The following is a 21,936-nucleotide window of genomic DNA, read 5'->3' on the forward strand; positions in this document are numbered from 1 at the left end:
CTACGACAAGGGGACGTCGACGCCGGTACTCGTCGGCTCCCCGTGCACTTCGAGCGATTCGGCGGAGGTCCCCGGTGGCACATCGAAAGCGATTGCTACATCTGCAGAACCGTTCGGATCCAGGTCCGCCCAGGTGCCGTTGAGATAGGCGGTGGCCTGGTCGTCGACGTCGTACGTGGTGCCGCCTGCCTTGAGCTTCTGCCACGTCGCGAGGAACGTGCCTTTCGCGTCACCGGAATTCAGCACGGTCATGTGGACGATCAGGAACTCGCCCTGCGCCTGCTTCTCCACCGGCGCGTCCTGGAACTTGACCGTCGGCGCGTTCTCTACCCCGGTGATCGCGAAGGTCAGTCCGCCGTCGGATGCCTGCGGCCCGGAACCTGAAGGGGCGCTTGGTGATTGGCTCGGGCTTTCGGTGCTGTTGCCCCAGCCGTTGTCCGACGAAGTGGTCGCAGGTGCGGGCTTCGATGTGCTGGTCTTTCCTGAGGACGCCTGGGTGGTGTCGTCGGACTTGGTGAAGAACAGCCCGTAGATGACGACAGCGACCAGCACCGCCAGCAGCGCAGCGCATGCGGCGACGAACTTGACGATCAGGCTGCGGCGGGGATCCGACACCTGTGGCGTGCCGACGGCACCGAACGACGGCGGCTCGGTGGCCGACGTGAGTTCAGACGCGGTCGACGTGGGCTCGAAGGCCTGCTGGGGCCTGCGGATCACCGACGTGGCCTGCTCGCTCGGCGCGCTCGGCACCGCGTCCAGGTTGATGACAGCGGTCGGCCCGGGCTCGGACTCCGTCTTCGAATCGGGTTCGGGCGCCCGATGGGAGCCGATGTGCTCGTCCGCCGGCTCCTGCGCGGCGGGGGCGCGGTGCTCGGTCCAGGTGGACCCGTCCCAATATCGTTGGCCGCCTGAGCCGTCGGGATCCGGATACCAACCTGCGGGTGTGGTCACCGCGGGAGGATATCCCGATTCATATGAAGCGGCGCGCGTTTTGCTCACGCACACAGTAGGGGGCGGGGTTACGCGCCCATCAACATGCGCCACTGATCCAGATTGCTCGCCCGATACACGTAGTTGGTCCGCTTGACCTCTGACAGCGACGCACTGGGCTCCGCCGAATACCAATGGCCGGGAAACACCATCGGATCGCCGGGCAACTGCGCCAGCGCCTGCAGGCTGTGGAAGATCGCGTCGACGTCACCGCCGGGGAAGTCGGTGCGCCCGCAGCCCTCGAGGAACAGTGTGTCGCCCGCGACCAGCCGTCCGTCGACGAGAAAGCATTGGCTGCCAGGGGTGTGGCCGGGAGTGTGCAGCAACTCGATGTCGATATCGCCGACCTTGACGACATCGCCGTGCTCATGTCCGGTCAGCTCCGACCGGGCGATCCCGGTGACGCGCGAAACCCAGTCCGCCTCAAGGGAATTCACGTGCACAGGCACGCTGGTCCGCTCCAGCAGCTCGGCGAGGCCCTTCAGCTCGAAGCCCATCATCGACCCGCCGACATGGTCTGGGTGGTGGTGGGTGACCAGCACACCGGACAGCCGCATGCCGTCGGCCTCGATAGCGTCGGCCAGATCACCCGCGGCGTAGGCAGGGTCGACGACGACAGCGTCGCCGGTTTCGCGGTCGCCGATCAGGTAGGCGAAGTTGCGCATCTGCGCGGCGATCATGTCGCCTGCCGCGAAGTCGCGCCCCGAGAGCAGCTGCCGAAAATACAGGCGGTCGGTCATGTGCTCAGACTAGGTGGCGGTGGTCTTGAGCCGCACCAGGCGGGTGGTGCTGCTCTCGTCGAGGTCGACCACGTCGGTGCGCGCGCGCAGGAAGTCGCTGAACGACTTGTAACCCAACGACTTTTCGGAGAACGACGGGTCCATTCGCTTCATCTGCGCCTTGACCGCCGAGTTGTGCAACCAGTCGGCGTCGTCCTTCTCGTGGCCGATCCGCAGGGCGCGCTCCAGCAGTCCCGTCGCGGCGGCCTGCGGATCGGGCTGCTCGGGCTCGTCGTCGGGTTCGGCCGCCTTGGCGCGCCTTGCCCGTTTCTTCGGCTCGGCGACGGGGACGCCGGGCAGCGCGTCGTAGCTGACGAACTCGTCACAGGCGGCCGTCAGCGACTTACTGATCGAGCCGGTGATGCCGATGCCCACGACGTAGCGGCCAAGGCGCTTACACCGCTGGGCGAGTGCGATGTAGTCGGAATCGCCTGCGACGATCACGACGTGGGTCAGGTCGGGCAGCCGGAACATGTCCTCGACCGCGTCGACGGCCAGCCGGATGTCGGCCCCGTTCTTGGCGTATGCGGCGGCAGGAAACAACTGGACGAGGTCGACCGCCCTGCCGACCAACTGGCCGCGGTAGTCGGCGTTGACGTCGGCCGACCAGTCGGCGTAGGCCTTCGTCAGCACCAGCGTCCCGAACGACGACGCGAAGTCGATGATGGCGCCCACGTCGACGGTCGCCTGGGTAAGCCGCCCCGGCTGCTTGTGAAAGCCCGCCGTCCTGTCCTTCTGGAACGAGTTGCGGCCGTGCACCTGGTCGTAGCGGGAGATGACGATGTTGTCGAAGTCGAGGTAGACGGCCACGCGGGGTGCGCCGGGATCAGTCACGCTTACGGTCTATCACCTCCTCGGCCCCGGCGCGCCGCCATCGAAGTCATGGCTAACGGGGTTCCAATTGCTGCGTGCCCAGACATGCCGCCACCCCCAAGCGGTCGGGTCGTGAGCGGGCCCTGCTCGTTGGCATGGGTGTGGCGGTCGTCGCCGTCATCGGTGCCATCGTTGCGGGAGTGATCCTGGCGCTGAGGATGAATGTCGCCGCACCGACTGTCACGGCGCAAACCAGCAGCGCAGCACCGTCGGCTACGGCCGCGGTGCCCGGACCGACTGCGACCGAACCCACGGCGGCCGACGTCGCCAGGCCCGACGTGCCGCCTGCCGCGATGGGCCAGGAGGTGCGCGACGGCGACTTCTCGTTCGTCGTCACCGGCGTGCAGCGCATGGATGCCGTGGTCAATCCCGAGCACCCCGACATCGAGAAGACGGCGCAGGGCGAATACGTCGTTGTCCAGATGACCGTGACGAACACCAGCGCCGAACCGCAGACCTATTCCGGGTCGTTCAACACGCTGTCCGACGGCGGCACGGTCTACAAATCCGACGACGAGGCCTGGCTCTACTTCGGCCACTTACCGCCACGGCTCAACTCCGGCGACTCTTTCGACACCGCCGTCGTGTTCGACGTGCCGAGGGGCACGGAGGTCCAGTCCGTCGACCTGCACGACGGGCCAACCTCGACAGGCGTCACGGTCGCGCTGTAGCGCGGCGAAGACCAGCGGTTTGGCGCGTTAAACCGCGAGAATGTACCCTCTTTAAGGCCCACGCCACGGCTGCGCGGGTCAGGCCCCCTTAGCTCAGTCGGTAGAGCGTTTCCATGGTAAGGAAAAGGTCAACGGTTCGATTCCGTTAGGGGGCTCGGTGGTCGCCAAGCTTTTCCAAGGCGAAGTGGCACCCGGATGGCGGTGTAGCTCAGCTGGTTAGAGCGCACGACTCATAATCGTGAGGTCGGGGGATCGAGTCCCCCCACCGCTACAAGACAACCGCAGTATTTGAGAAAGAGGCACTTGACGTGGCGTCCAGTACAGACGTACGGCCGAAGATCACTTTGGCCTGCGAGGTGTGCAAGCACCGCAACTACATCACCAAGAAGAACCGTCGCAACGATCCCGACCGGCTCGAGATCAAGAAGTTCTGCCCGAACTGCGGCAAGCACCAAGCTCACAAGGAATCGCGCTAACGCGCCAACCCGAGGGCGCCTGCCCGGGGTTGACCAGAGGTTCATCGAACGTGGGCTTGTCACAGAGCATCGTCGGCATGCACTACCGGCACCCTGACCACTACGTCGTCGGCCGGGAGAAGCTTCGTGAGTACGCCGTCGCCGTCAAGAACGACGACGCGGCGTTCTTCGACGAGAAGGTCGCTGCCGAACTCGGGCACGATGCGTTGCCCGCCCCGCTGACGTTCATCTCGATCTTCGGCTACCAGGCGCAGTCGGCGTTCTTCGCCGCCGCCAACATCGGGATCACCGAGATGCAGATCGTCCAGGTCGACCAGGCGCTGAAGTTCGTCAAGCCGATTCATGCCGGCGACACGCTGCACTGCGACGTTTACGTGGACTCCGTCCGTCAGGCGCACGGCACAGACATCATCGTGACCAAGAACATCGTCACCAACGACAAAGGTGACATCGTGCAGGAGTCCTACACGACCCTGGCGGGTCGTACGGGTGAAGAAGGAGAAGAGGGTTTTTCCGATGCCACTGCGTGAGTTCGATTCGGTGAAGGTGGGTGACACGCTTCCCGAGAAGGTGATCCCGCTGACGCGGCAGGACCTGGTCAACTACGCCGGCGTTTCCGGCGACCTCAACCCGATCCACTGGGATGACGACATCGCCAAGCAGGTCGGTCTGGACACCGCGATCGCCCACGGCATGCTGACGATGGGCCTTGGCGGCGGTTACGTGACGTCGTGGGTGGGCGATCCCGCCGCGGTGACCGAATACAACGTGCGCTTCACCGCTGTGGTGCCCGTCCCAAATGACGGCGTCGGCGCGGAAATCGTGTTCAATGGACGCGTGAAATCCGTTGAACCCGAGACGAAGTCAGTGACCATCGCGTTGTCGGCCACCACCGGGGGGAAAAAGATCTTCGGCCGCGCTGTCGCGACCGCAAAGCTGGCATAACTGATGGCACTCAAAACCGATATTCGGGGAATGGTCTGGCATTACCCGGACACCTTCGTTGTGGGACGCGAGCAGGTTCGGCAGTACGCGCGGGCGGTCAAGTCGCTCGATCCGGCCACACATGACGACAAGGCCGCCGCCGAACTGGGGCATGACGCGCTCATCGCGCCGCTCACCTTCGCCTCGATCTTCGCGGTGATGATCCAGAACCATTTCTTTCAGCACGTCGACGTCGGCCTGGAGACCATGCAGATCGTCCAGGTGGATCAGAAGTTCAAGTTTCACCGGCCGATCAAGGTTGGTGACGCGTTGACAGGAACCATGCACATCGAGTCTGTCGACGAGCGGTTCGGCGCCGATATCGTCACCACCCGCAACGTCTGCACCGATGTCGACGGTGAGGTCGTGATGGAGGCGTTCACGACGCTCATGGGCCACGAGGGCGACAACTCGATTTCGGCGAAGTGGGATCCCGAGACTGGCCAGGTTGTGCGCACTGCCGTCGCCAAGAATGGGCAGACCGCGGATTAGTAACTAGTACGGGTGGCGCGCTACACTCGGACCTCGGGGTTTTCCCAGTCCAGCGCGCTGTCCATCGGTTACCAAGCGACCGAACGGGGAGCGCGCAAATTGTGTGAGCCCCGGGTTTGAAGGGGCGTAGCTCAACTGGCAGAGCAGCGGTCTCCAAAACCGCAGGTTGCAGGTTCAAGTCCTGTCGCCCCTGCTCAACTGAATACTCGACAAGTGTGGACACTGGTAGGTGACCACACAAACCCAGACGAAAGGCATGCGGTGAGCGATTCCGACCCGGCACGCCGCGACTCGATAGACGACGGCACGGTAACCGACAGCGTCACTGACAGCACCGGTCAGACCGCGGTGGTGACCCGTCCGGCGCGTCCGACAGGCAAGCGGTCGCGGCGCGGCGCGGTGGATGCCGACAGCGAGGCCGTCGACCTGGAGACGGGCACGAAGGCCAGCCCCACCAAGAACGGCGGGGGCACCGCGACGAAGACGGCCAAGAAGGCCGCCGATCGGCCGTCACGCAACCCGTTCACGTTCGTCTGGAACTTCCTGCTGCAGGTCGTCGCCGAGCTGCGCAAGGTGATCTGGCCGAACCGCAAGCAGATGGTCAACTACACCGCGGTGGTGCTGGTATTCCTGGCGTTCATGGTGGCGTTGATCGGCCTGGTCGACCTGGGCCTGGCCAAGCTCGTCATGCTGGTGTTCGGCTGACGAGAACTAGAGAGGACTGACAAGTGACTTCCTTCGAGGGCGAATCGCCTTCGGCCGTGTCGGATGCGCTCGCCGAGGCAGCGGACCCGGCGACCGTGATCGTGGACGAGGCCGCTGAGCGTCTGGAAGACAGCACAGCCGCCGAGGCCGTGGAAGACGCTGCGCCGGTCGAGGAGGCTGCGGCTGACGAGGCTGCGGCTGACGAGGCGCCGGCCGAGGAAGTCGACGAGGACGAAGATCCCGCCGTCGCGCTGAAGAAGGACCTGCGCACCCGGCCGGGTGACTGGTACGTCATCCACTCCTACGCGGGCTACGAGAACAAGGTGAAGGCCAACCTCGAGACCCGCGTGCAGAACCTCGACGTCGGCGACTACATCTTCCAGGTCGAGGTACCGACCGAAGAGGTCACCGAGATCAAGAACGGCCAGCGCAAGCAGGTCAACCGCAAGGTGCTGCCGGGCTACATCTTGGTGCGCATGGAGCTCAACGACGAGTCCTGGGGCGCGGTGCGCAACACGCCGGGCGTCACCGGCTTCGTCGGGGCGACGTCGCGACCCTCGCCGCTGTCGCTCGACGACGTGGTGAAGTTCCTGCTGCCGCCCGCGGCCGCCAAGAAGCCGGCCAAGAGCACCGCAGGCGCGGCCGCGTCCTCCGAGGCATCGATGGAGCGTCCGGAGATCCTCGTCGACTTCGAGGTCGGCGAGTCGGTCACCGTCATGGACGGGCCGTTTGCGACGCTGCCCGCCTCGATCAGCGAGGTCAACGCCGAACAACAGAAGCTCAAGGTGCTGGTGTCCATCTTCGGTCGCGAAACACCTGTCGAACTGACCTTCAACCAGGTCGCCAAGATCTGATCGCGGACGCGATCCCTAGAAAGGAACACCAACACTCATGGCCCCGAAGAAGAAAGTCGCCGGGCTGATCAAGCTGCAGATCCAGGCCGGGCAGGCCAACCCCGCCCCGCCGGTGGGTCCGGCACTCGGCCAGCACGGCGTCAACATCATGGAGTTCTGCAAGGCGTACAACGCCGCGACGGAGAACCAGCGCGGCAACGTCATCCCCGTGGAGATCACCGTCTACGAGGACCGCAGCTTCACCTTCAACCTGAAGACGCCACCCGCGGCCAAGCTGCTGCTCAAGGCCGCCGGTGTGCAGAAGGGCTCGGGCGAGCCGCACAAGACCAAGGTCGCCAAGGTGACCTGGGATCAGGTGCGCGAGATCGCCGAGACCAAGAAGGAAGACTTGAACGCCAACGACATCGATCAGGCGGCCAAGATCATCGCCGGCACTGCCCGGTCGATGGGGATCACCGTCGAATAAGACGGCTCCCGTGGGAGGGCCAGCTGCGGCCCGCCAACCACAACTCATCAATTAGGAGATTTCAATGAGCAAGACCAGCAAGGCATATCGCGAAGCCGCCGAGAAGATCGACCGCGAGCGGCTGTACACCCCGCTCGAGGCCGCGAAGTTGGCCAAGGAGACGTCGTCGAAGAAGCAGGACGCCACCGTCGAGGTCGCGATCCGGCTCGGCGTTGATCCGCGTAAGGCCGACCAGATGGTGCGCGGCACCGTCAACCTGCCGCACGGCACCGGCAAGACCGCCCGGGTCGCCGTGTTCGCCGTCGGCGACAAGGCCGAGGAGGCCACGGCGGCCGGCGCCGACATCGTCGGCAGTGACGACCTGATCGAGAAGATCCAGGGCGGGTTCCTGGATTTCGACGCCGCGATCGCAACGCCCGACCAGATGGCAAAAGTGGGCCGCATTGCGCGCATCCTCGGTCCGCGTGGTTTGATGCCGAATCCGAAGACCGGCACCGTGACGCCCGATATCACCAAGGCGGTCAACGACATCAAGGGTGGCAAGATCAACTTCCGCGTCGACAAGCAGGCCAACCTGCACTTCGTGATCGGCAAGGCGTCGTTCGACGAGAAGTCGCTCGCCGAGAACTACGGTGCTGCGCTTGACGAGATCCTGCGTGCCAAGCCGTCGTCGTCGAAGGGCCGCTACCTGAAGAAGGTCACCGTCTCGACGACCACCGGTCCGGGTATCCCGGTCGACCCGCAGATCACTCGCAACTTCGCCGAGGCGTAGGAGTCAACGCCTACCCGACGGCGTGAGCCGCTGGGGTACCCCCGGCTGGTGGCCACGTTGATCCGAGCAACACATCCGAACTGAGTCGCTCGACGGGAATCCCGGCTTGTTTGCATGTCTGGACGACGCTGTCGGGGGAGTACGCGCTGAAGGTTGCGTAGAGCACTTCGTCGGCGGGGACGGCGAGTGTCATCAGCAATTGCACCTGAATGCCTTTGGCACGCATTGCACTGGCGGCGGTTTGGAGCGCGGCGACGATGTCGTCGATGGTTCGTGAGGTGACGTCGGGTCGATACCACTCCGCGAGGAAGCACGACGACGGCGAAACGTTGCTCACCGTCGTTAGGTTAATGACCCCCGGCGCTGTGCGAATCGGTTGATTCCCCCAGATTGAGCTGGCTGATCTGCTGCCCTAATTCGGCGCGGGAGTGGATTCCGAGCTTGCGGTAGGCGCGTGCCAGGTTGTGTTCAACGGTTTTCGGACTGATGAACAGGGTGGCGGCGACGTCGCGGTTGGTCATCCCCGAAGCGGCGAGTTCGGCTACACGCAGCTCTGACGGGGTCAGCCCCAAATCGTGGGTCGCGCTGACACGGGTGCGCGCGATCTCCGCTTGGACCCGCTCCGCCCACAGGGGTGTGCCCATCTCCTCGAATGCGTCGAGCGCCTCGTGCAGAGCGGCTGCCGCGAGATCCTTTCGGCGTTGCCGACGTAACAACTGGCCGCGCAGTAGCTGAGTGCGCGCGCGCTCGAAAGGCATGGCCAATCGCTCATGCTCGTGTAGCGCTTGTTGGGCCATCTGATCGGCAGCTGCGACATCACCGTGCGCGGCCAGCCACATGCTTCGACAGCGGGCCCCCACGGCCAACATCCAAGGACGGTCGAGCCATTGGCCGTTGTGCTCCAGCGCGTCGATGAGCAGTTCGGCATCGTCGAGCCTGCCAACGGCAATCATCGCCTCGATCGCGTCGGGCAGAAACGAGGCGGTGATGATCTCAGTGCCTGGTATCGCGTCGAAGTCGGAGAGTAAAGGCTCCAACGCAGCGAGCGCCTCGGCGTAGTTGCCGAGCGAGACTTCCAGGAATCCCAAAGTCACGGCGGGCCATTGGGTCAGGCTGCGCGCCCCACAGCGCTCGGCGGCCTCCAATGCGGTGCGCGCATGGGCGCGGGCCTCCTCGTCGTGGCCGGCGTATGCGTCGACCGCGGATTGGATTGCCATTGCGACAGCAAGCATTTGGTCGCCGCCGAGTTGCTCTGCGCGTTCCATCGCGTCGGTGGCAATCTGTGCGGCGTCAACGAAGCTCCCGCGCCAGATTTCGATCAAGGCGCAGTGCAGGGACAGGTCCATGAGGAGGCCCTCTGCACCACGTTCGATGCAGTGGCGGCGCACCTCGTACATCTGTCTGCGCGCCTCGGCCAGTCGTCCTGTCCAGGCCAGTGTCAGGGCGTAGGCGGTACTGGCGCGCATCGGATACGGCACGTCGAGCTCGGGGTCTTCGAGTTCCAGTGCACGCGAGAGGCTGAGCTCGTCGACTCCCTGGCCGCACATGCAACTCACCTTCACCCACATCGCCAGCGCCTGACTGCTCAGCATCGGATTGCCGAGTTCTTCTGCCAGCACCACGGCTTGCCGGGTGTGGTGCAGGCTTTCGTCGTATTCACACGTGGCGATCAGTGAGTTCGACAACAACAGCAGTATTTGCACCAACAATGGGTGATCGTCTGCGGCGTCGCTCAGCGCTGTCCACAGCAGATCGACGGCCTGCTCGAAACTACCGTCAGCGATCAGCATTTCGGCGGACAGGGTGAGTGCGGTCGCGCGCTGCGGTCCGGGTTCGAGCTGGCTGATCGTCGGCTCGAGCAGGGCACGGGCCCGCTTGTTATCGCCGGCCTGGAAGTAGTGGTCGGCCGCCCGCAACCGGCGCGATGGGGTGTCACCGCCGAGTCGAATCGCCGATTCGACCAACTCGGCTGCCGCCGCTGGGGCTCCGCGGGCCCGCGCGGCGTCCGCGCCTTCGTCGAGTGCGCGAAGAGTGACCGGGTCGGTATTGGTGGTGGCAAGCGCGAGGTGCTTGGCCTTCAGTTCGGGCAGGGCCTCGACGTCAGCGAGTGCCCGGTGCATTGCTCGGCGGCGCGACGGTGTGGCGTCGGTATAGACGCCGCGGGCCAATAGCGGGTGGGAGAACTGCACATGGTTGCCGTCGATGCCGATGATGTCCTCACTCTCGGCCTCTTCGAGTAACTCGACGGTTCGTTCAATGGAATTCCCTGTGGCCCTTGCCAATAGGTCGACCGTCGGCTCGGCGGAGCAGGCGGTCGCCAACAACATCTCCTGCGCTTGGGTGTCCAGGCGTCCGATTCGTGCGCGTACCAGGTCGGCGAGCGTGGCGGGTAAGTCTGATTCTTCAGATGGTGAGCCCGTGAGCATTGTGCGTGCCAACTCGAGCGCGAAATACGGGTTGCCGCCGGATATCTCGGCTATTCGTACGATTGTCGGGCGGGGAAATGATCGACCAAGTTTCTCATCGAACAAGTCGCGTAGACGGCCTAGGCTCAACGGGCGCACGCGAATTCGCTCGACGCCGTCGGGTCTGCGCAGCCGCAGCCACGACGTCGCGGTCTCGACGCCGCGTTGCGACCGTTCGGTGACGAGCACTCCGACGCGGCCCGTCAAACGACGTGCGACGAACGCGAGTATGGCCTTGCTCGACGGGTCCAGCCATTGGACGTCGTCGATCGCCACCAGCACCGGTGTCGTGTGTGCGAGTCCTTCCACCACAGAGAGGAAAGCGGTTGCGACGACCCGTTGGTCGCAAGGCATGCCGCCGCTGAGGTCGGATCGCAACAGAACACGGTCCAGCGCGACACGTTGCACCTCTGGAAGTTGGTCCAAGACAGACGCTTCGATCTCGCCGACCAGGTCGGCTGCGGCCGCGTAGGCCAGCCAGGATTCGGCCTGGCCCGCCTGGGCGGAAAGCACTCGAAAGCCACGCTCGCGCGCCTGTGCGATCGCAGCCAGCCAGAGTGTGGTCTTGCCGATGCCGGCTTCGCCGTCGACGACAAGGCACGACGGCTGCGCACTGGCCTCCGTCAAGAAGTCCCCTACCGCCGCCAGCTTCCCAAAGCGGTTCACGCCGACCCCCGACACAGGGTGGAGTATTCACCTAGCAAATCCCGATTTTGCCAGAATCCTTCAAGTTTCTCGTTATGATTTACCTAGGCGTTAATAAGTTTCCCGCGGGGTGCAGAGATGGCAAAGCTGACTGTTCGGCGCAGACCGAAAATCAACTTTTTGCGTCCGCAACCGTCCGCTGCGCTGAACCAGAGCCCGCCGCTGCCTATGATATCGGCCTTGAACAGTGTGTTTCCTGGCGGCAGTATGTCGCAGCGGCGGGATGGCAGCTTCGCAAATTGGACATTGGCTACTGCGCCGAACACGCACAGCGGTGCAGATATAGCAAGCAATGGCCGCTTCGACGGCCGAGTCGATGTCCCAATCACTCAAAATCACCGTCGCCGGGAGCGGTGGTTCGGGCTGGGCCGGGGGGCCCGGAAAGCGAGGGCAGCAAATGATTAGTTGCTTTCCCAAAGAGAACACAATCCATACGGCGCTGTCGCTCGCAACGCGTGCGCCGTCGGTCGGCGACTGCCAACCGTGGCTATGGCGGGTGGGCACGCAGAGTCTGCATCTCTACGCGGACGCGAACCGGCGCGGCGCTCACACGGACGCGGAAGATCGAGACGTATTGCTGAGCTGTGGCGCGTCGCTGCACCACTGCCTCGTCGCGCTGGCGGCGATGGGCTGGCGTGCGAGGGTGCAGCGATTGCCCGATGCCGCCGAACCCGAACATCTCGCGGACTTGGAGTTGTATCCGCACTCGGCCAGTGCACTCGACGTCGCGCTTGCCTCCGCAATACCGAGGCAGCGGAATGACTGGCGGCCATACAGCTCGTGGCCGGTGTCCGCCGCTGACCTGGCGCTGATCGGCGCACGCACCGCAGTTACAGGGGTGACGACGCGGCGAGTCGAAGGGGTGCAGAATGTGCAACACGTTGTGGCCCAAGAAGTCTGGCGACACCGGACAGGCCACGAACACCACGGCGACGCGGCCGGCCAAAGCGAACGCCATGTGACGTTTGCCGACGGTCCGCACTGGAACGCGGCAAAATCCGACGCTGATGCCGCGGTTGACAGCGCGGTCGTATTGGCGCTTGGAACCAAAGATGACAGTAGGCTCGCACGCCTGCGCGCTGGTGAAGCGATGAGCGTGGTGCTGCTGTCGGCTACCGCGTTGGGACTTGCGAGTTGTCCTGTCACGGAGGCGCTTCAGTGCGGCGACGTACGAGACACCATGCACACAAACTTGTTCAGTGTGGTTGGAGTTCCGCAGATTTTGATGCGTGTCGGCTGGCCTCAGGTGGACGCCGATCCGCTTCCTTCGACTCCGCGCCGGCCGTTGGCGGAGGTCTGTCAGTGGCCGAACGATCAGTCGCTGACCAGCGCCTGACGTCGCTGACACGTTGTTGTAACGATCTGCTGATTGCTCTGCGCACAGTCGTTAGCTGGCGGGTACCTGCGGTCCTGGGCGGCAAACGGCTGGGGGTAGGCGAGGCAAAGCAGGGGAAAACAACCGATTCATCACCATTCCCCCTCGCAATAGTGTCGGTTCAATAGCGACAGTGGCCGCATCGAGCGGCTTCGGACGCGCCGGCAATATGCGGTGGAACCGGTGCGACGTGATGCGTGTTGCCACGAGGAGGGGTTCGTGATCAACGGTTTGGTTGGACGGATACTCGGTGTCGCTGGTGCGGCGGTCCTCTCGGCGGTGCTCAGTTGCGGCATCGCGTCCGCAGCTGACCCATTGGCCGGGCAGAAATACGGCGACGCTGCATCGGCGATCGCCAAGTGGAACGGCAAGCCCGTGATTGGGACGATCACCGGAAGCGAACTGACGACGGACGACTGCATCGTGACGAGTTGGCACATGTCGAAGTTCCTCGATGCCAGCGGTCACAATATGCGGAAAAACGAGTACATACTCAACTTAAACTGCACCAACCGCGTCGCCTCGCCGGGTCATCCCGGCAACTCGGTGATGACCCCGCAAGGCGCCATGGGGAAGAGAGATCAGAAAGCAGCGGCAATCATCAACAAGGACCCCACATGGTGCAATTCGAGCGACGAGCGCCTGCATCAATGCCAGGTCATCTGCAAACGTTCAGGGCTATGTGAAATCTGAGCGGGCGGAAGGCGCGGCTGGTGACCCAGTGCACACGTGGCGAAAAACGGCTCTGCCGTTTAGTTCTCGAACGCGCAACCCAGATTGCCCAATCATTTCAACGTAATTCGTTGCGCGACCTTGCGGATTGAATGGGACCCGCCGATCACGGTGTTGCGCTAACGCATGGGCTCGCGGCGTGAGGGTGCCCACGCAATTCCCTGTCGCGCAGACAGAGCGCCGACGGGTCTATCCCTAAAGAATGCGCCTATAGCTGTGAATTCCGGGGGTACTCACGCCAAAAACGTTAGGGAAACACCTCATTTCGTAAAGCGCCCGGGGTGAATAGGCTAAAGATCAGGTGAGGCAGTGTCACTCGGCACCGACAAGTCGGCTCTGAGACTGTCACTCTCACGGGCCAAGTCGTTATCGGCGGCAACAGGGGGCTACGGATGTTTTCTTGGCAGGACGCGCGCGAACATGCACTTGCGGCCAACGCAGCTCCGACATGGGGACGGCCGACAGTCCACGTCCGCACGCGGGGTGTGAAACAGTGACCGGTGTCCTCGATCCCATGACGGTGACTGCTCCTCGGCAGTCCCCGGTCGCCGATGTCAATGCTCGCGGTGATCTACCGACCAGCGTCCTCACCCTCGACAATCCACTAGCGGGCCCTGATCTACCTGCGGCTGCCGGGAGCAATGATCGCACAACGGTTCTCGATAGTGCAGAAGATGGGCGTCGTACCAATTCGTATAACTGCAACAGTGGTCTCAGCGTGCGATCCGACAGTCATTTCTCCGCGCGCATGGTCGTCCCGATTGTCGACTTTGTCCTGATTCTTGCTCCCCTTCTCTGGCGTCCCGCCCAGTTCTCTTCGATGGCGATGATGGCAGTGCTGGGCGCCTACCTCCTGTCTGATGGCGGTCGGTACGTTGTACCCCTGCACATCAGCGCGCTAGATGAGCTGCCCTCTATCGTCGGTCGGTTGCTGACCGCCATGGCGATTGCGTCCATAGCCGTCCTCTACCTTCGCCCACGGCCGGAGGTAGTGCCTTTCCTCCAAACTGCGTGCGAGGCAGCCCTTCTGGTTGTTTTCGGCCGGGTCCTAATCATGTGGATACTTGTCATAAGTCGGCGAAGAGGGATAATGCGGCGTCGCGCTATCCTCATCGGCGGCGGGCCGGTAGCAGCAGAACTCGCACGAACTCTATTGCAGCACAGGGAGTATGGACTCGATCTGACGGGCTTCCTCGATGATGGCGACCACTGTCCAGTCGAGAACTATCTACCATGCCTCGGCCATCTTGCTGATCTAGACAGGGTGGTGTTGTCAACTGGTGCAGACAGTCTGATGTTGGCGGACAGCGGTATTGATGAACGTGCCTTGATTGAATCGGTTCGTACCGAGACGTGTCGAGACGCGGAGCTGCTCGTTGTCCCACGTTTGCATCACTTCTACACCGCGACGGGGAGAGCTGACCGTATTGGCTCCATCCCGATCATGCGTATCCGCAGTCCCCGTCTCTACGGTCCCGCCCAGGCCGTAAAGCGAGGGCTGGACGTCGTAGTTGCGACCGTCGCGCTGATTGTCTTGCTGCCGGTCATCATTGGTGCTGCGGTGGCCACCAGGATCGAGGGTGGTCGCGGGGTCATCTTCAGGCAAGTCAGAGTTGGGCGCGATGGAAGGCACTTCCAGCTTCTTAAGTTTCGTTCTATGCGGCCTGCCAATGATGCCGAGTCAGAAACGATGTGGTGTGTGGCCAATGACAGCCGCGTTGGCCCGGTCGGACGGTTTCTGCGATGCACTTCGATCGACGAGTTGCCTCAGCTGTGGAACATTCTTCGAGGCGACATGGCTGTGGTAGGTCCGCGGCCGGAACGGCCGCACTTTGTGGCGCAGTTCTCCATGCAGTTCGATCGGTATAACGCGCGTCATCGCGTGCAAGTCGGGCTTACCGGCTTGGCTCAGGTCTGTGGCCTCAGAGGTGATACGTCTATCGCCGACCGCACTCGGTACGACAACTTTTACATTGAAAACTGGTCGCTTTGGCTCGATATCAAGATCATCTTGCGGACATTCCGCCAGGTCTTTTGCTACCGGGGTCGGTGATCTCCATGTCGAACGCACAATGCCTCAGTGGGGCCGCCCGCCCCGTAACCATGCCTGCAAGGGCGGACATTACATAATGGCGGGGGTCATCATTCACGAGTGGATATCGGCACACGGCGGGTCTGAAAAGGTTTTCGCGGCGATGAGCCGAGCATTTCCTGATGCGGACTTGCGCACGCTTTGGCGCGATTCCGGATCCGTTATGGCCGGACGCGATATCTCCGAATCGTGGCTTTCGAGTACACCACTCCGTCGTTCCAAGGCTCTTGCGTTGCCCTTTATGCCCACGACGTGGCGTGCGCTTCGGAGTGATCATCAGTACGACTGGGTCTTGGCGAGCTCTCACCTGTTCGCTCATCATGCTCGGTTCTCGGGTGTGAATCTGTCTGCGCCGAAGTTTGTGTACGCCTATACGCCGGCGCGCTATATCTGGACACCGGAAGTTGACATTCGTGGTAACAATCCACTCGTACGCGTCGCTTCGTCCCATTACCGGCAGCTCGACCGTCGTCGGGCCGCTGAGGCCGTTGCAATCGCCGGAATCAGCGGATACGTGCGAGATCGCATCCGCAGGTACTGGAATCGGGACGCTAAAGTGATCTTTCCGCCCGTCGCGGTGGAGGCGATCGCAGAGTCTGCGCGAACCGGTGCAGGCCTAAGCGATTCTGATCGCCGCGTCATTGACCAACTGCCAGCCCAATTCATCCTTGGTGCATCACGTTTCGTCCCCTACAAAGGGCTGGACAAGGTAATCAAAGTCGGTGAACTCATCGGACTCCCAGTCGTGATCGCAGGTAGCGGCCCAGAGGAGTCGCGCCTGAAAGCTCTGGCGGCAAGTGCCGCAGTGCCCGTCGAGTTGGTGTTGTCACCTTCGGATGCCCTTCTTCATGCGCTCTACGCGAGAACGGCCGCCTACGTGTTTCCGTCCGTCGAAGACTTCGGCATGATGCCCGTCGAGGCGATGGCGGCGGGAGCACCCACAATTGTGAACTTCGCCGGCGGCGCCCGGGAGGCGGTTGCGAGTTCGTTGGCAAGCGCAGCAGTAGATTTCGCGGATCTCCATGAAGTCGCAGAGCAGACACGACAGCTGATAAACGAGGGATGTCGCCCGACCCTCTGCGAACTGCTGGAGCTCTCTGAATCCAGATTCGCTGAACGCCTCGTCGCCTGGGTCACCGGCGGTCCCAGCCCCGACGAGATGCGCAATGCGCGAAATGCCCGCTCAACACGTCAACCACTCACATTCACTCACAGGTATCACCCGCAGGAGGTCAAGTGAACACACACGGCAAAAACGCTCTTGTCACGGGCATCACCGGACAAGATGGTGGGCATCTTGCGGCCCTGTTGCACGAGAAGGGCTATCACGTTTACGCGATAGTGCGCGGTCAGAGCAACCTCAAGAAGGAGCAGATCCTCGAGGAGTTTCCCTTTGCCGTCCTCCTCGAGGCGGACTTGTTGGATCCAGCGTCAATTCTCCGCGCCGTCGACCAGTCTGATCCGGATGAGTTCTATAACCTGGCGGCGATCAGCCACGTCGGGTACTCGTTCAAAAATCCGGCACTGACGATGGACACTACGGGTCGAGGGGTCTTGGCCTGCCTCGAGGCAATTCGGATGACGGGCAGGTCCGGCAAGACGCGGTTCTATCAGGCGTCGACATCTGAGATGTTCGGCGGCCTCGAATATAACCGCCCTGTGTTGGGCTACGACGAGAACTCAACCTTCCATCCCCGTAGCCCGTATGGGGCGGCCAAGCTATACGGTCACTGGATCGCGAGAAACTATCGCGAGAGCCACGGAATCTTCACGTCGTGCGGCATCTTGTTCAACCACGAAGGAGAGCGACGTGGCGTCGAATTCGTAACTCGCAAGATCACCCATGCGGTCGCCCGGATTTACCTCGGCCTACAACAGTACGTGGAGCTAGGTGACCTTTGGCCAGAGCGGGATTGGGGTTACGCCGGCGACTACGTTCGCGGAATGTGGCAAATGTTGCAACACGATGAACCGGACGATTTCGTCCTCGCTACCGGTGAGACACACTCGATTGGTGACTTTTTGACCTTGGCGTTCAAGGAGATTGGTATTGACGATTGGTCGCCATATGTCAAACGTAATCCGGCGTTCGTGCGCCCCGCCGAAGTCGACATCTTGCTGGGCAATCCGGCGAAGGCGGAGACGGTACTCGGCTGGAAGCGTGAAGTAGATTTCCCGGAGCTGGTTAGCCGAATGGTCCACCACGACATCGCATTACAGCGCGGCCGCTATGGTGCCCTTGCAATTCCGGTTAGCGCATGAGGCCCGTCCGCCCAGGGGATCGGATCGCAGTGACGGGCGCAACGGGTTTCGTCGGCCAAGTGTTGGTAGAAAACCTCGCGACCGCCGGCTATCGCGTCATCGGGATATCCGATCCGGACGAGCCGCCTGCGCGTATCACACAGTGGCTAGAGGAGTATTACCCCGTCGACCTGACGCGAGGCTGGCCGAAGGTAGGCCCGATCAATGGGCTGGTTCATCTGGCCGGCTTGGCGGCTGTCGGACCGTCGTTCGACAACCCCCAGGAATACATCAACACCAATAGCTCGATGGTGACCCACATTTTCGAAAGCGCTCTCAAAGCCGAATGGCGGGGGCGAGCGATCGTTGTCAGCTCCGGCGCCGTCTATGACAACACCCGAGAGAGCCTCGGGCTGACAGAAGGATCTCCGCTGCTGGCTACGTCACCGTACGTCGTTTCAAAGTTGTTGGTGGAACGGCAGACTGAGTACTACATGCAGCGAGGAGTTGACGCGGTCGTTGTTCGCCCGTTCAACCACGTCGGGCCGGGACAATCCCCAAACTTCATCGTGCCCGATCTGGTTGCGAAGGTGAAAGAATGGGGACCAGGAACAGTAATGTCTGTTGGAAACCTCGATTCGGCAAGAGATTACACCGATGTTCGCGACATTGCCTGGGCGTACCGGCTTCTGCTAGAGCAGCCTGAGCCGCGCCACACGACCTACAACGTATGCACCGGCATCGCCCGATCAGGCTGGCAGATGCTGGAGGCGGTGTGCGCCGCGTTAAGTAAGCCGATCCCGCCCACGGACGTCACAGTTGATCGCGTAATCGATCCTTCGGCCAATATCGGGAATGCTCAACGCCTTTGCGCCGAGACGGGATGGCGGCCAGGAATCCAACTGCAGTCATCAGTCGAGGACTATGTGAGCATCGCGGTTGACTCAAGCAGCTCACTCGGCTCGGCCGACGGCGGCGCAATGGTCGGAGCCTGCCGATGACGACTTTTGTTGTGCCTCTGCTGGGCGGACACATAGTTTCGCGCTCGGGCCGTGGCCGGTGTCGATTGCACGAGATACTCGGATGTAAGGAGTAGGACGAGTGGAGCTACGCGACTACATCCGAGTGATCCGGAAACGATGGCTACTTATCGCTTTGTCAGCAATGGCTGGGCTCGCCATCGGTGCTACTGCGAGCATCCTGATTACCCCGCAGTATGAAGCAAGGACGCTGTCTTTTGTCTCCGTGCAGAACGCGGGGACGATGCAGGAGTTCAATCAGGGAGCTCTTTACACCCAAAGCATGATCAAGTCGTTCACTGAGGCGATTTCCTCGCCAGCAGTACTGAGCAAGGTTGTAGATGACCCGCAACTCGGGCTCACCGAGACGGTCGCGGATCTCGCATCTGACATCACAGCGAAGGTAGCGCCAAACACGGTGAACATTGAAATCGCCGTTACACGTGAGAACCCAGTAGAGGCCGCGAACATCGCGAACGCCGTCACCGCCAGTTTTCGCGATGAAGCGTCGATGCTGACCCGCCCCCGGGCAGATGAGCAGTCCCCCGTGGCGGTGACGATTCTGACGCCAGCCCAAGTCCCAACTGCCCCAGTGGTGCCCAGAACCAAGTTGTACCTTGCCGCGAGCCTGCTTGTGGGCCTTGCGGTTGGCGTCGTCACGGCAGTGCTGATCGACGCGCTCGACACGCGCATCCGCGGTCGTCAGCATGTCCGCGGCATCACCGATGCACCAATCCTAGGTGGCGTCGCGTTCGACGAATCCGCGCAGACGCGCCCCCTGATCGTCCAGTCTGCGCCGACAGATCCACGGGCGGAAGCATTCCGAAGCCTACGCACCAACCTGCAGTTCCTTGATGTCGAAGGCGGCCCGCGAAGCTTCGTCATTACGTCAGCATCGGTCGCCGAAGGTAAGTCAACAACGACCGCGAATCTTGCCATCGTCATCGCGCAGTCCGATGTCCGCGTGCTCGTGATCGACGCGGACTTGCGGCATCCCAACGTCGCTCCTATTTTCGGCCTGGAGGGCGCAGTCGGGCTTACAGATGTACTCATCGGAAAAGTGGAGCTGCCTGACGCAGTGCAGAACTGGGGCCTGCGAAATCTCGACATCTTGCCCGCCGGCAGGATCCCCCCGAACCCCAGCGAATTACTTGGGTCAGAAGCGATGATGAAACTGCTTCAGTTGGTGGAGAAGGAATATGACGTCGTGTTGGTTGACACCCCGCCACTGCTGCCCGTTACTGACGCCGCCGTGCTGTCAAAGCATGTACGTGGTGCATTACTGGTAGTCGCATCCGGGCGTACGCATAAGGCGCAGCTCCAGTCGGCAATCGATGCCCTGAACAACGTCGATGCCCGGATTGCCGGAATCGTGTTAACGATGATGCCGACTAAGGGGGCCGAGGCGTACGGGTACGCCCGATATGGATACCGGGCGTACGGGATCGCCGCTCGAGAGACGAACGGGTCACCTTTGGACCCGGGCCAATTTCTGAACATGAGCAAGACAGTGACCAATACGAGGGGAACCTGAAACTTGTCCGGCGCACCTCAGTCTGCACGCTTCTGCATCCTCTCGGTATGCACCGGGAACGTCTGCCGATCCCCCTATGCCGCGCTGCTGCTACGCGCGGCGATCGCTCGTCTCGGGTGGGCTGACGGAGTTGAGATTATTAGTGCCGGAACTGAGGCACTACGTGGCGCCGTGATTGCACCCCAAATGGCCGTTCTTGCAGGAGATGTTGTTGTGGACGTCACGAGCCGCACTGCGCGTCAGTTGGACCGACTACAAGCCGAACAGGCTGACTTAGTCCTCGCGATGACCCGCAATCACCGGCGCGAGACCGCACTGCTCGTGCCCTCGAAGAGCCGGGTTTCCTTCACACTCAACGAGTTTGCCCGGTTGACAGAAGACGCCCGCGCTGCGGGACTCTTGCGTTTCAAGGAAAGGGTTCCGGTGCCGGAGATGATGTCTACATTTGTTCGCATCGTCGCTTCTCGACGCGGATTCGCAGTTCCGCCAGCGGATCTCGCCGATGACGACATACCCGATCCATACGGCCGCGATGATGGCGCGTACGCGGCGTCGGCCGCCCTCATCGCCAATGCCGTCGCGCGAATCGAGCGCGCAGCCTCAGCGGCGATATCAGAGGTGGCCGCATGAAGAACCAGAAGACCCTGGCCAACAGTCGGGGGATGTTGCTATGGAGGTGGCAGATAATCGCCCTCATCGTGATGGTGATTGCAAACATCATGCTGGTGTCGGCGTCGCTGCGTCCGCCTCATGTAGACCTGGGCGGGCAAATGCTGCTGCCGATGTCCTCCTTCGAGACGACACCTAGCCCCGGATGATCAACACGATAGCCCTTTCTGCGCTGGGAGGCTTGAATTGAAGACAGCTTGGGTACACTCGAAACTTCGTGTGTTGGCGACTGTTTCGGATATAAGGGCGAAAATCGCTGGGCCACACTGCCTCGGCTTCCTCAACGAGGTAGACGGCATGTTCCTGATCGCCGCGGCTAGGGATTTCGGTGTCGGACGCAGATTGGCGTTCGATGGCTGCTACGACGCGCGAAACCTCGAGGAGTACCGGTCCCTGGTGACGCCCGAGACGCGGCTGTTGGTGGTCGGTACCCACGTCGGCGCCATCATGTTGCCGCTTGCCGCAGTCGTACGGGAGGCGGTCGGGGTCGAACCGAATCCCGAGAGCTACCGACTGTTAGAGATGAATGTGGCGATCAATGGACTGACAAACTGCCGGCTTTACAACCTGGCGGCGTCCGAAGCGCCCGGTGTGCTCGAGTTCGTGGCGTCGAAGGCGAACAGCGGTGGCGCGAAGATCATGCCGCCCGATCGACAGTTTGAGTTCTTCTACGACCAACCGGAAATCATCAGCGTGCGCGGCGCTAGCCTGGACGACGAACTAAGTGGACAGTTCGACGTCGTCATCATGGACATCGAAGGTGCGGAATACCGCGCGATGGCAGGCATGCAGCGCATTCTCTCGAGTGCAAGGCATTTCGTCTGCGAGATCGTGCCCAACCACGTCGAACACGCCTACGGGTGCTCATTCGAGCAGTTCGTTGAGCGGATTCCTCCTCAGTTCCAATGCTTTTCACTGACCACCGACAAGCGCGTCGTGGAACGAAGTCGACTTCCAGAGCTCTACCAGACTGTCCGCCGCGACTACTACTACGGCGGCTCCGACTTGATCTGTTCCGTGCGACCCAGGTAACGATGAACCG

24 protein-coding genes and 3 tRNA genes are annotated in these 21,936 nt (G+C 62.3%); 22 read left to right on the forward strand and 5 right to left on the reverse strand.

Going from position 1 to position 21,936, the window contains the following annotated elements; translation table 11 throughout:
• The 3 genes from J3E61_RS14755 to J3E61_RS14765 are packed head-to-tail and all read right to left on the reverse strand — an operon-like array spanning nt 1 to nt 2,603.
• On the reverse strand, nt 1–1,125 hold the full coding sequence (locus J3E61_RS14755) for a DUF4352 domain-containing protein (protein WP_210084062.1): 1,125 nt from the start codon (nt 1,123–1,125) through the stop codon (nt 1–3).
• Entirely contained in the window at nt 1,020–1,730 is a 711-nt protein-coding gene (locus tag J3E61_RS14760; RefSeq protein ID WP_192722215.1) for an MBL fold metallo-hydrolase, read from the reverse strand. Before J3E61_RS14760 ends, J3E61_RS14755 begins: the two co-directional genes overlap by 106 nt.
• A gap of 9 nt (nt 1,731–1,739) precedes the next feature.
• A complete protein-coding gene (locus tag J3E61_RS14765; RefSeq protein WP_192722214.1) occupies nt 1,740–2,603 on the reverse strand; it encodes an NYN domain-containing protein in 864 nt (287 codons plus the stop codon).
• 74 nt (nt 2,604–2,677) lie between these two features.
• Between J3E61_RS14765 and J3E61_RS14770 the strand changes: the two genes are divergently transcribed.
• The 12 genes from J3E61_RS14770 (at nt 2,678) to rplA (ending at nt 8,062) form a co-directional block, all read left to right on the forward strand.
• Nucleotides 2,678–3,313 carry a DUF4352 domain-containing protein gene (locus tag J3E61_RS14770; RefSeq protein WP_210084063.1) on the forward strand — a complete coding sequence of 212 codons (636 nt, stop codon included), beginning with the start codon at nt 2,678–2,680 and terminating at the stop codon, nt 3,311–3,313.
• Between the two features lie 82 nt (nt 3,314–3,395).
• A tRNA-Thr gene (locus J3E61_RS14775) sits at nt 3,396–3,468 on the forward strand.
• A gap of 42 nt (nt 3,469–3,510) precedes the next feature.
• Nucleotides 3,511–3,584: transfer RNA gene (locus J3E61_RS14780), tRNA-Met, on the forward strand.
• Between the two features lie 37 nt (nt 3,585–3,621).
• The gene (gene rpmG, locus J3E61_RS14785; RefSeq protein WP_003929651.1) at nt 3,622–3,789 is read left to right on the forward strand and encodes a 50S ribosomal protein L33; all 168 of its coding nucleotides are present in this window, start codon (nt 3,622–3,624) and stop codon (nt 3,787–3,789) included.
• A 50-nt stretch (nt 3,790–3,839) separates the two neighbouring features.
• Nucleotides 3,840–4,319, forward strand: a complete 480-nt coding sequence (hadA, locus tag J3E61_RS14790; protein WP_192722212.1) for a (3R)-hydroxyacyl-ACP dehydratase subunit HadA — start codon at nt 3,840–3,842, stop codon at nt 4,317–4,319.
• Nucleotides 4,306–4,734, forward strand: a complete 429-nt coding sequence (gene hadB / locus J3E61_RS14795; protein WP_192722211.1) for a (3R)-hydroxyacyl-ACP dehydratase subunit HadB — start codon at nt 4,306–4,308, stop codon at nt 4,732–4,734. Before hadA ends, hadB begins: the two co-directional genes overlap by 14 nt.
• A 3-nt stretch (nt 4,735–4,737) precedes the next feature.
• The gene (gene hadC / locus J3E61_RS14800) at nt 4,738–5,265 is read left to right on the forward strand and encodes a (3R)-hydroxyacyl-ACP dehydratase subunit HadC (protein ID WP_192722210.1); all 528 of its coding nucleotides are present in this window, start codon (nt 4,738–4,740) and stop codon (nt 5,263–5,265) included.
• Nucleotides 5,266–5,385: 120 nt separating this feature from the next.
• Nucleotides 5,386–5,458, forward strand: a tRNA-Trp gene (locus J3E61_RS14805).
• A 68-nt stretch (nt 5,459–5,526) separates the two neighbouring features.
• Nucleotides 5,527–5,970, forward strand: a complete 444-nt coding sequence (gene secE, locus J3E61_RS14810) for a preprotein translocase subunit SecE (protein WP_210084064.1) — start codon at nt 5,527–5,529, stop codon at nt 5,968–5,970.
• Nucleotides 5,971–5,993: 23 nt separating this feature from the next.
• A complete protein-coding gene (gene nusG / locus J3E61_RS14815) occupies nt 5,994–6,824 on the forward strand; it encodes a transcription termination/antitermination protein NusG (RefSeq protein ID WP_192722208.1) in 831 nt (276 codons plus the stop codon).
• A 37-nt stretch (nt 6,825–6,861) separates the two neighbouring features.
• A complete protein-coding gene (gene rplK, locus J3E61_RS14820) occupies nt 6,862–7,290 on the forward strand; it encodes a 50S ribosomal protein L11 (protein ID WP_192722207.1) in 429 nt (142 codons plus the stop codon).
• A gap of 64 nt (nt 7,291–7,354) precedes the next feature.
• The gene (gene rplA / locus J3E61_RS14825) at nt 7,355–8,062 is read left to right on the forward strand and encodes a 50S ribosomal protein L1 (protein WP_192722206.1); all 708 of its coding nucleotides are present in this window, start codon (nt 7,355–7,357) and stop codon (nt 8,060–8,062) included.
• Nucleotides 8,063–8,072: 10 nt separating this feature from the next.
• On the opposite strand, the gene J3E61_RS14830 is transcribed toward rplA, so the two are convergent.
• Nucleotides 8,073–8,399 (reverse strand): hypothetical protein, encoded by a 327-nt coding sequence (locus J3E61_RS14830; protein WP_192722205.1) that lies wholly within the window; start codon nt 8,397–8,399, stop codon nt 8,073–8,075.
• Between the two features lie 10 nt (nt 8,400–8,409).
• Nucleotides 8,410–11,208, reverse strand: a complete 2,799-nt coding sequence (locus tag J3E61_RS14835) for an AAA family ATPase (RefSeq protein ID WP_210084065.1) — start codon at nt 11,206–11,208, stop codon at nt 8,410–8,412.
• 421 nt (nt 11,209–11,629) lie between these two features.
• Between J3E61_RS14835 and J3E61_RS14840 the strand changes: the two genes are divergently transcribed.
• The 10 genes from J3E61_RS14840 (at nt 11,630) to J3E61_RS14885 (ending at nt 21,926) form a co-directional block, all read left to right on the forward strand.
• Entirely contained in the window at nt 11,630–12,568 is a 939-nt protein-coding gene (locus J3E61_RS14840; protein WP_210084066.1) for a nitroreductase family protein, read from the forward strand.
• A gap of 261 nt (nt 12,569–12,829) precedes the next feature.
• The gene (locus J3E61_RS14845; protein ID WP_192722491.1) at nt 12,830–13,300 is read left to right on the forward strand and encodes a hypothetical protein; all 471 of its coding nucleotides are present in this window, start codon (nt 12,830–12,832) and stop codon (nt 13,298–13,300) included.
• Between the two features lie 787 nt (nt 13,301–14,087).
• Nucleotides 14,088–15,392: a sugar transferase gene (locus J3E61_RS14850; RefSeq protein WP_210085568.1), complete on the forward strand. Its 1,305-nt coding sequence runs from the start codon at nt 14,088–14,090 to the stop codon at nt 15,390–15,392.
• 76 nt (nt 15,393–15,468) lie between these two features.
• Entirely contained in the window at nt 15,469–16,671 is a 1,203-nt protein-coding gene (locus J3E61_RS14855) for a glycosyltransferase (RefSeq protein WP_192722202.1), read from the forward strand.
• On the forward strand, nt 16,668–17,693 hold the full coding sequence (locus J3E61_RS14860) for a GDP-mannose 4,6-dehydratase (protein ID WP_192722201.1): 1,026 nt from the start codon (nt 16,668–16,670) through the stop codon (nt 17,691–17,693). Before J3E61_RS14855 ends, J3E61_RS14860 begins: the two co-directional genes overlap by 4 nt.
• A gap of 29 nt (nt 17,694–17,722) precedes the next feature.
• Entirely contained in the window at nt 17,723–18,673 is a 951-nt protein-coding gene (locus J3E61_RS14865) for an NAD-dependent epimerase/dehydratase family protein (protein ID WP_210084067.1), read from the forward strand.
• 100 nt (nt 18,674–18,773) lie between these two features.
• Nucleotides 18,774–20,225 (forward strand): polysaccharide biosynthesis tyrosine autokinase, encoded by a 1,452-nt coding sequence (locus tag J3E61_RS14870; RefSeq protein WP_210084068.1) that lies wholly within the window; start codon nt 18,774–18,776, stop codon nt 20,223–20,225.
• 3 nt (nt 20,226–20,228) lie between these two features.
• Nucleotides 20,229–20,855, forward strand: coding sequence for a hypothetical protein (locus J3E61_RS14875; RefSeq protein ID WP_210084069.1), 627 nt, complete (start codon nt 20,229–20,231; stop codon nt 20,853–20,855).
• Nucleotides 20,852–21,043, forward strand: a complete 192-nt coding sequence (locus J3E61_RS14880; protein WP_192722197.1) for a hypothetical protein — start codon at nt 20,852–20,854, stop codon at nt 21,041–21,043. The genes J3E61_RS14875 and J3E61_RS14880 overlap by 4 nt, the downstream gene beginning before the upstream one ends.
• Before the next feature lie 73 nt (nt 21,044–21,116).
• Nucleotides 21,117–21,926 (forward strand): FkbM family methyltransferase, encoded by an 810-nt coding sequence (locus J3E61_RS14885; RefSeq protein WP_192722196.1) that lies wholly within the window; start codon nt 21,117–21,119, stop codon nt 21,924–21,926.
• The last annotated feature ends 10 nt before the right edge of the window (nt 21,927–21,936 follow it).

It is taken from the genome of Mycobacterium sp. OAE908 (genome assembly GCF_017872775.1).
In the GTDB taxonomy this organism is placed as follows: Bacteria; Actinomycetota; Actinomycetes; order Mycobacteriales; family Mycobacteriaceae; genus Mycobacterium.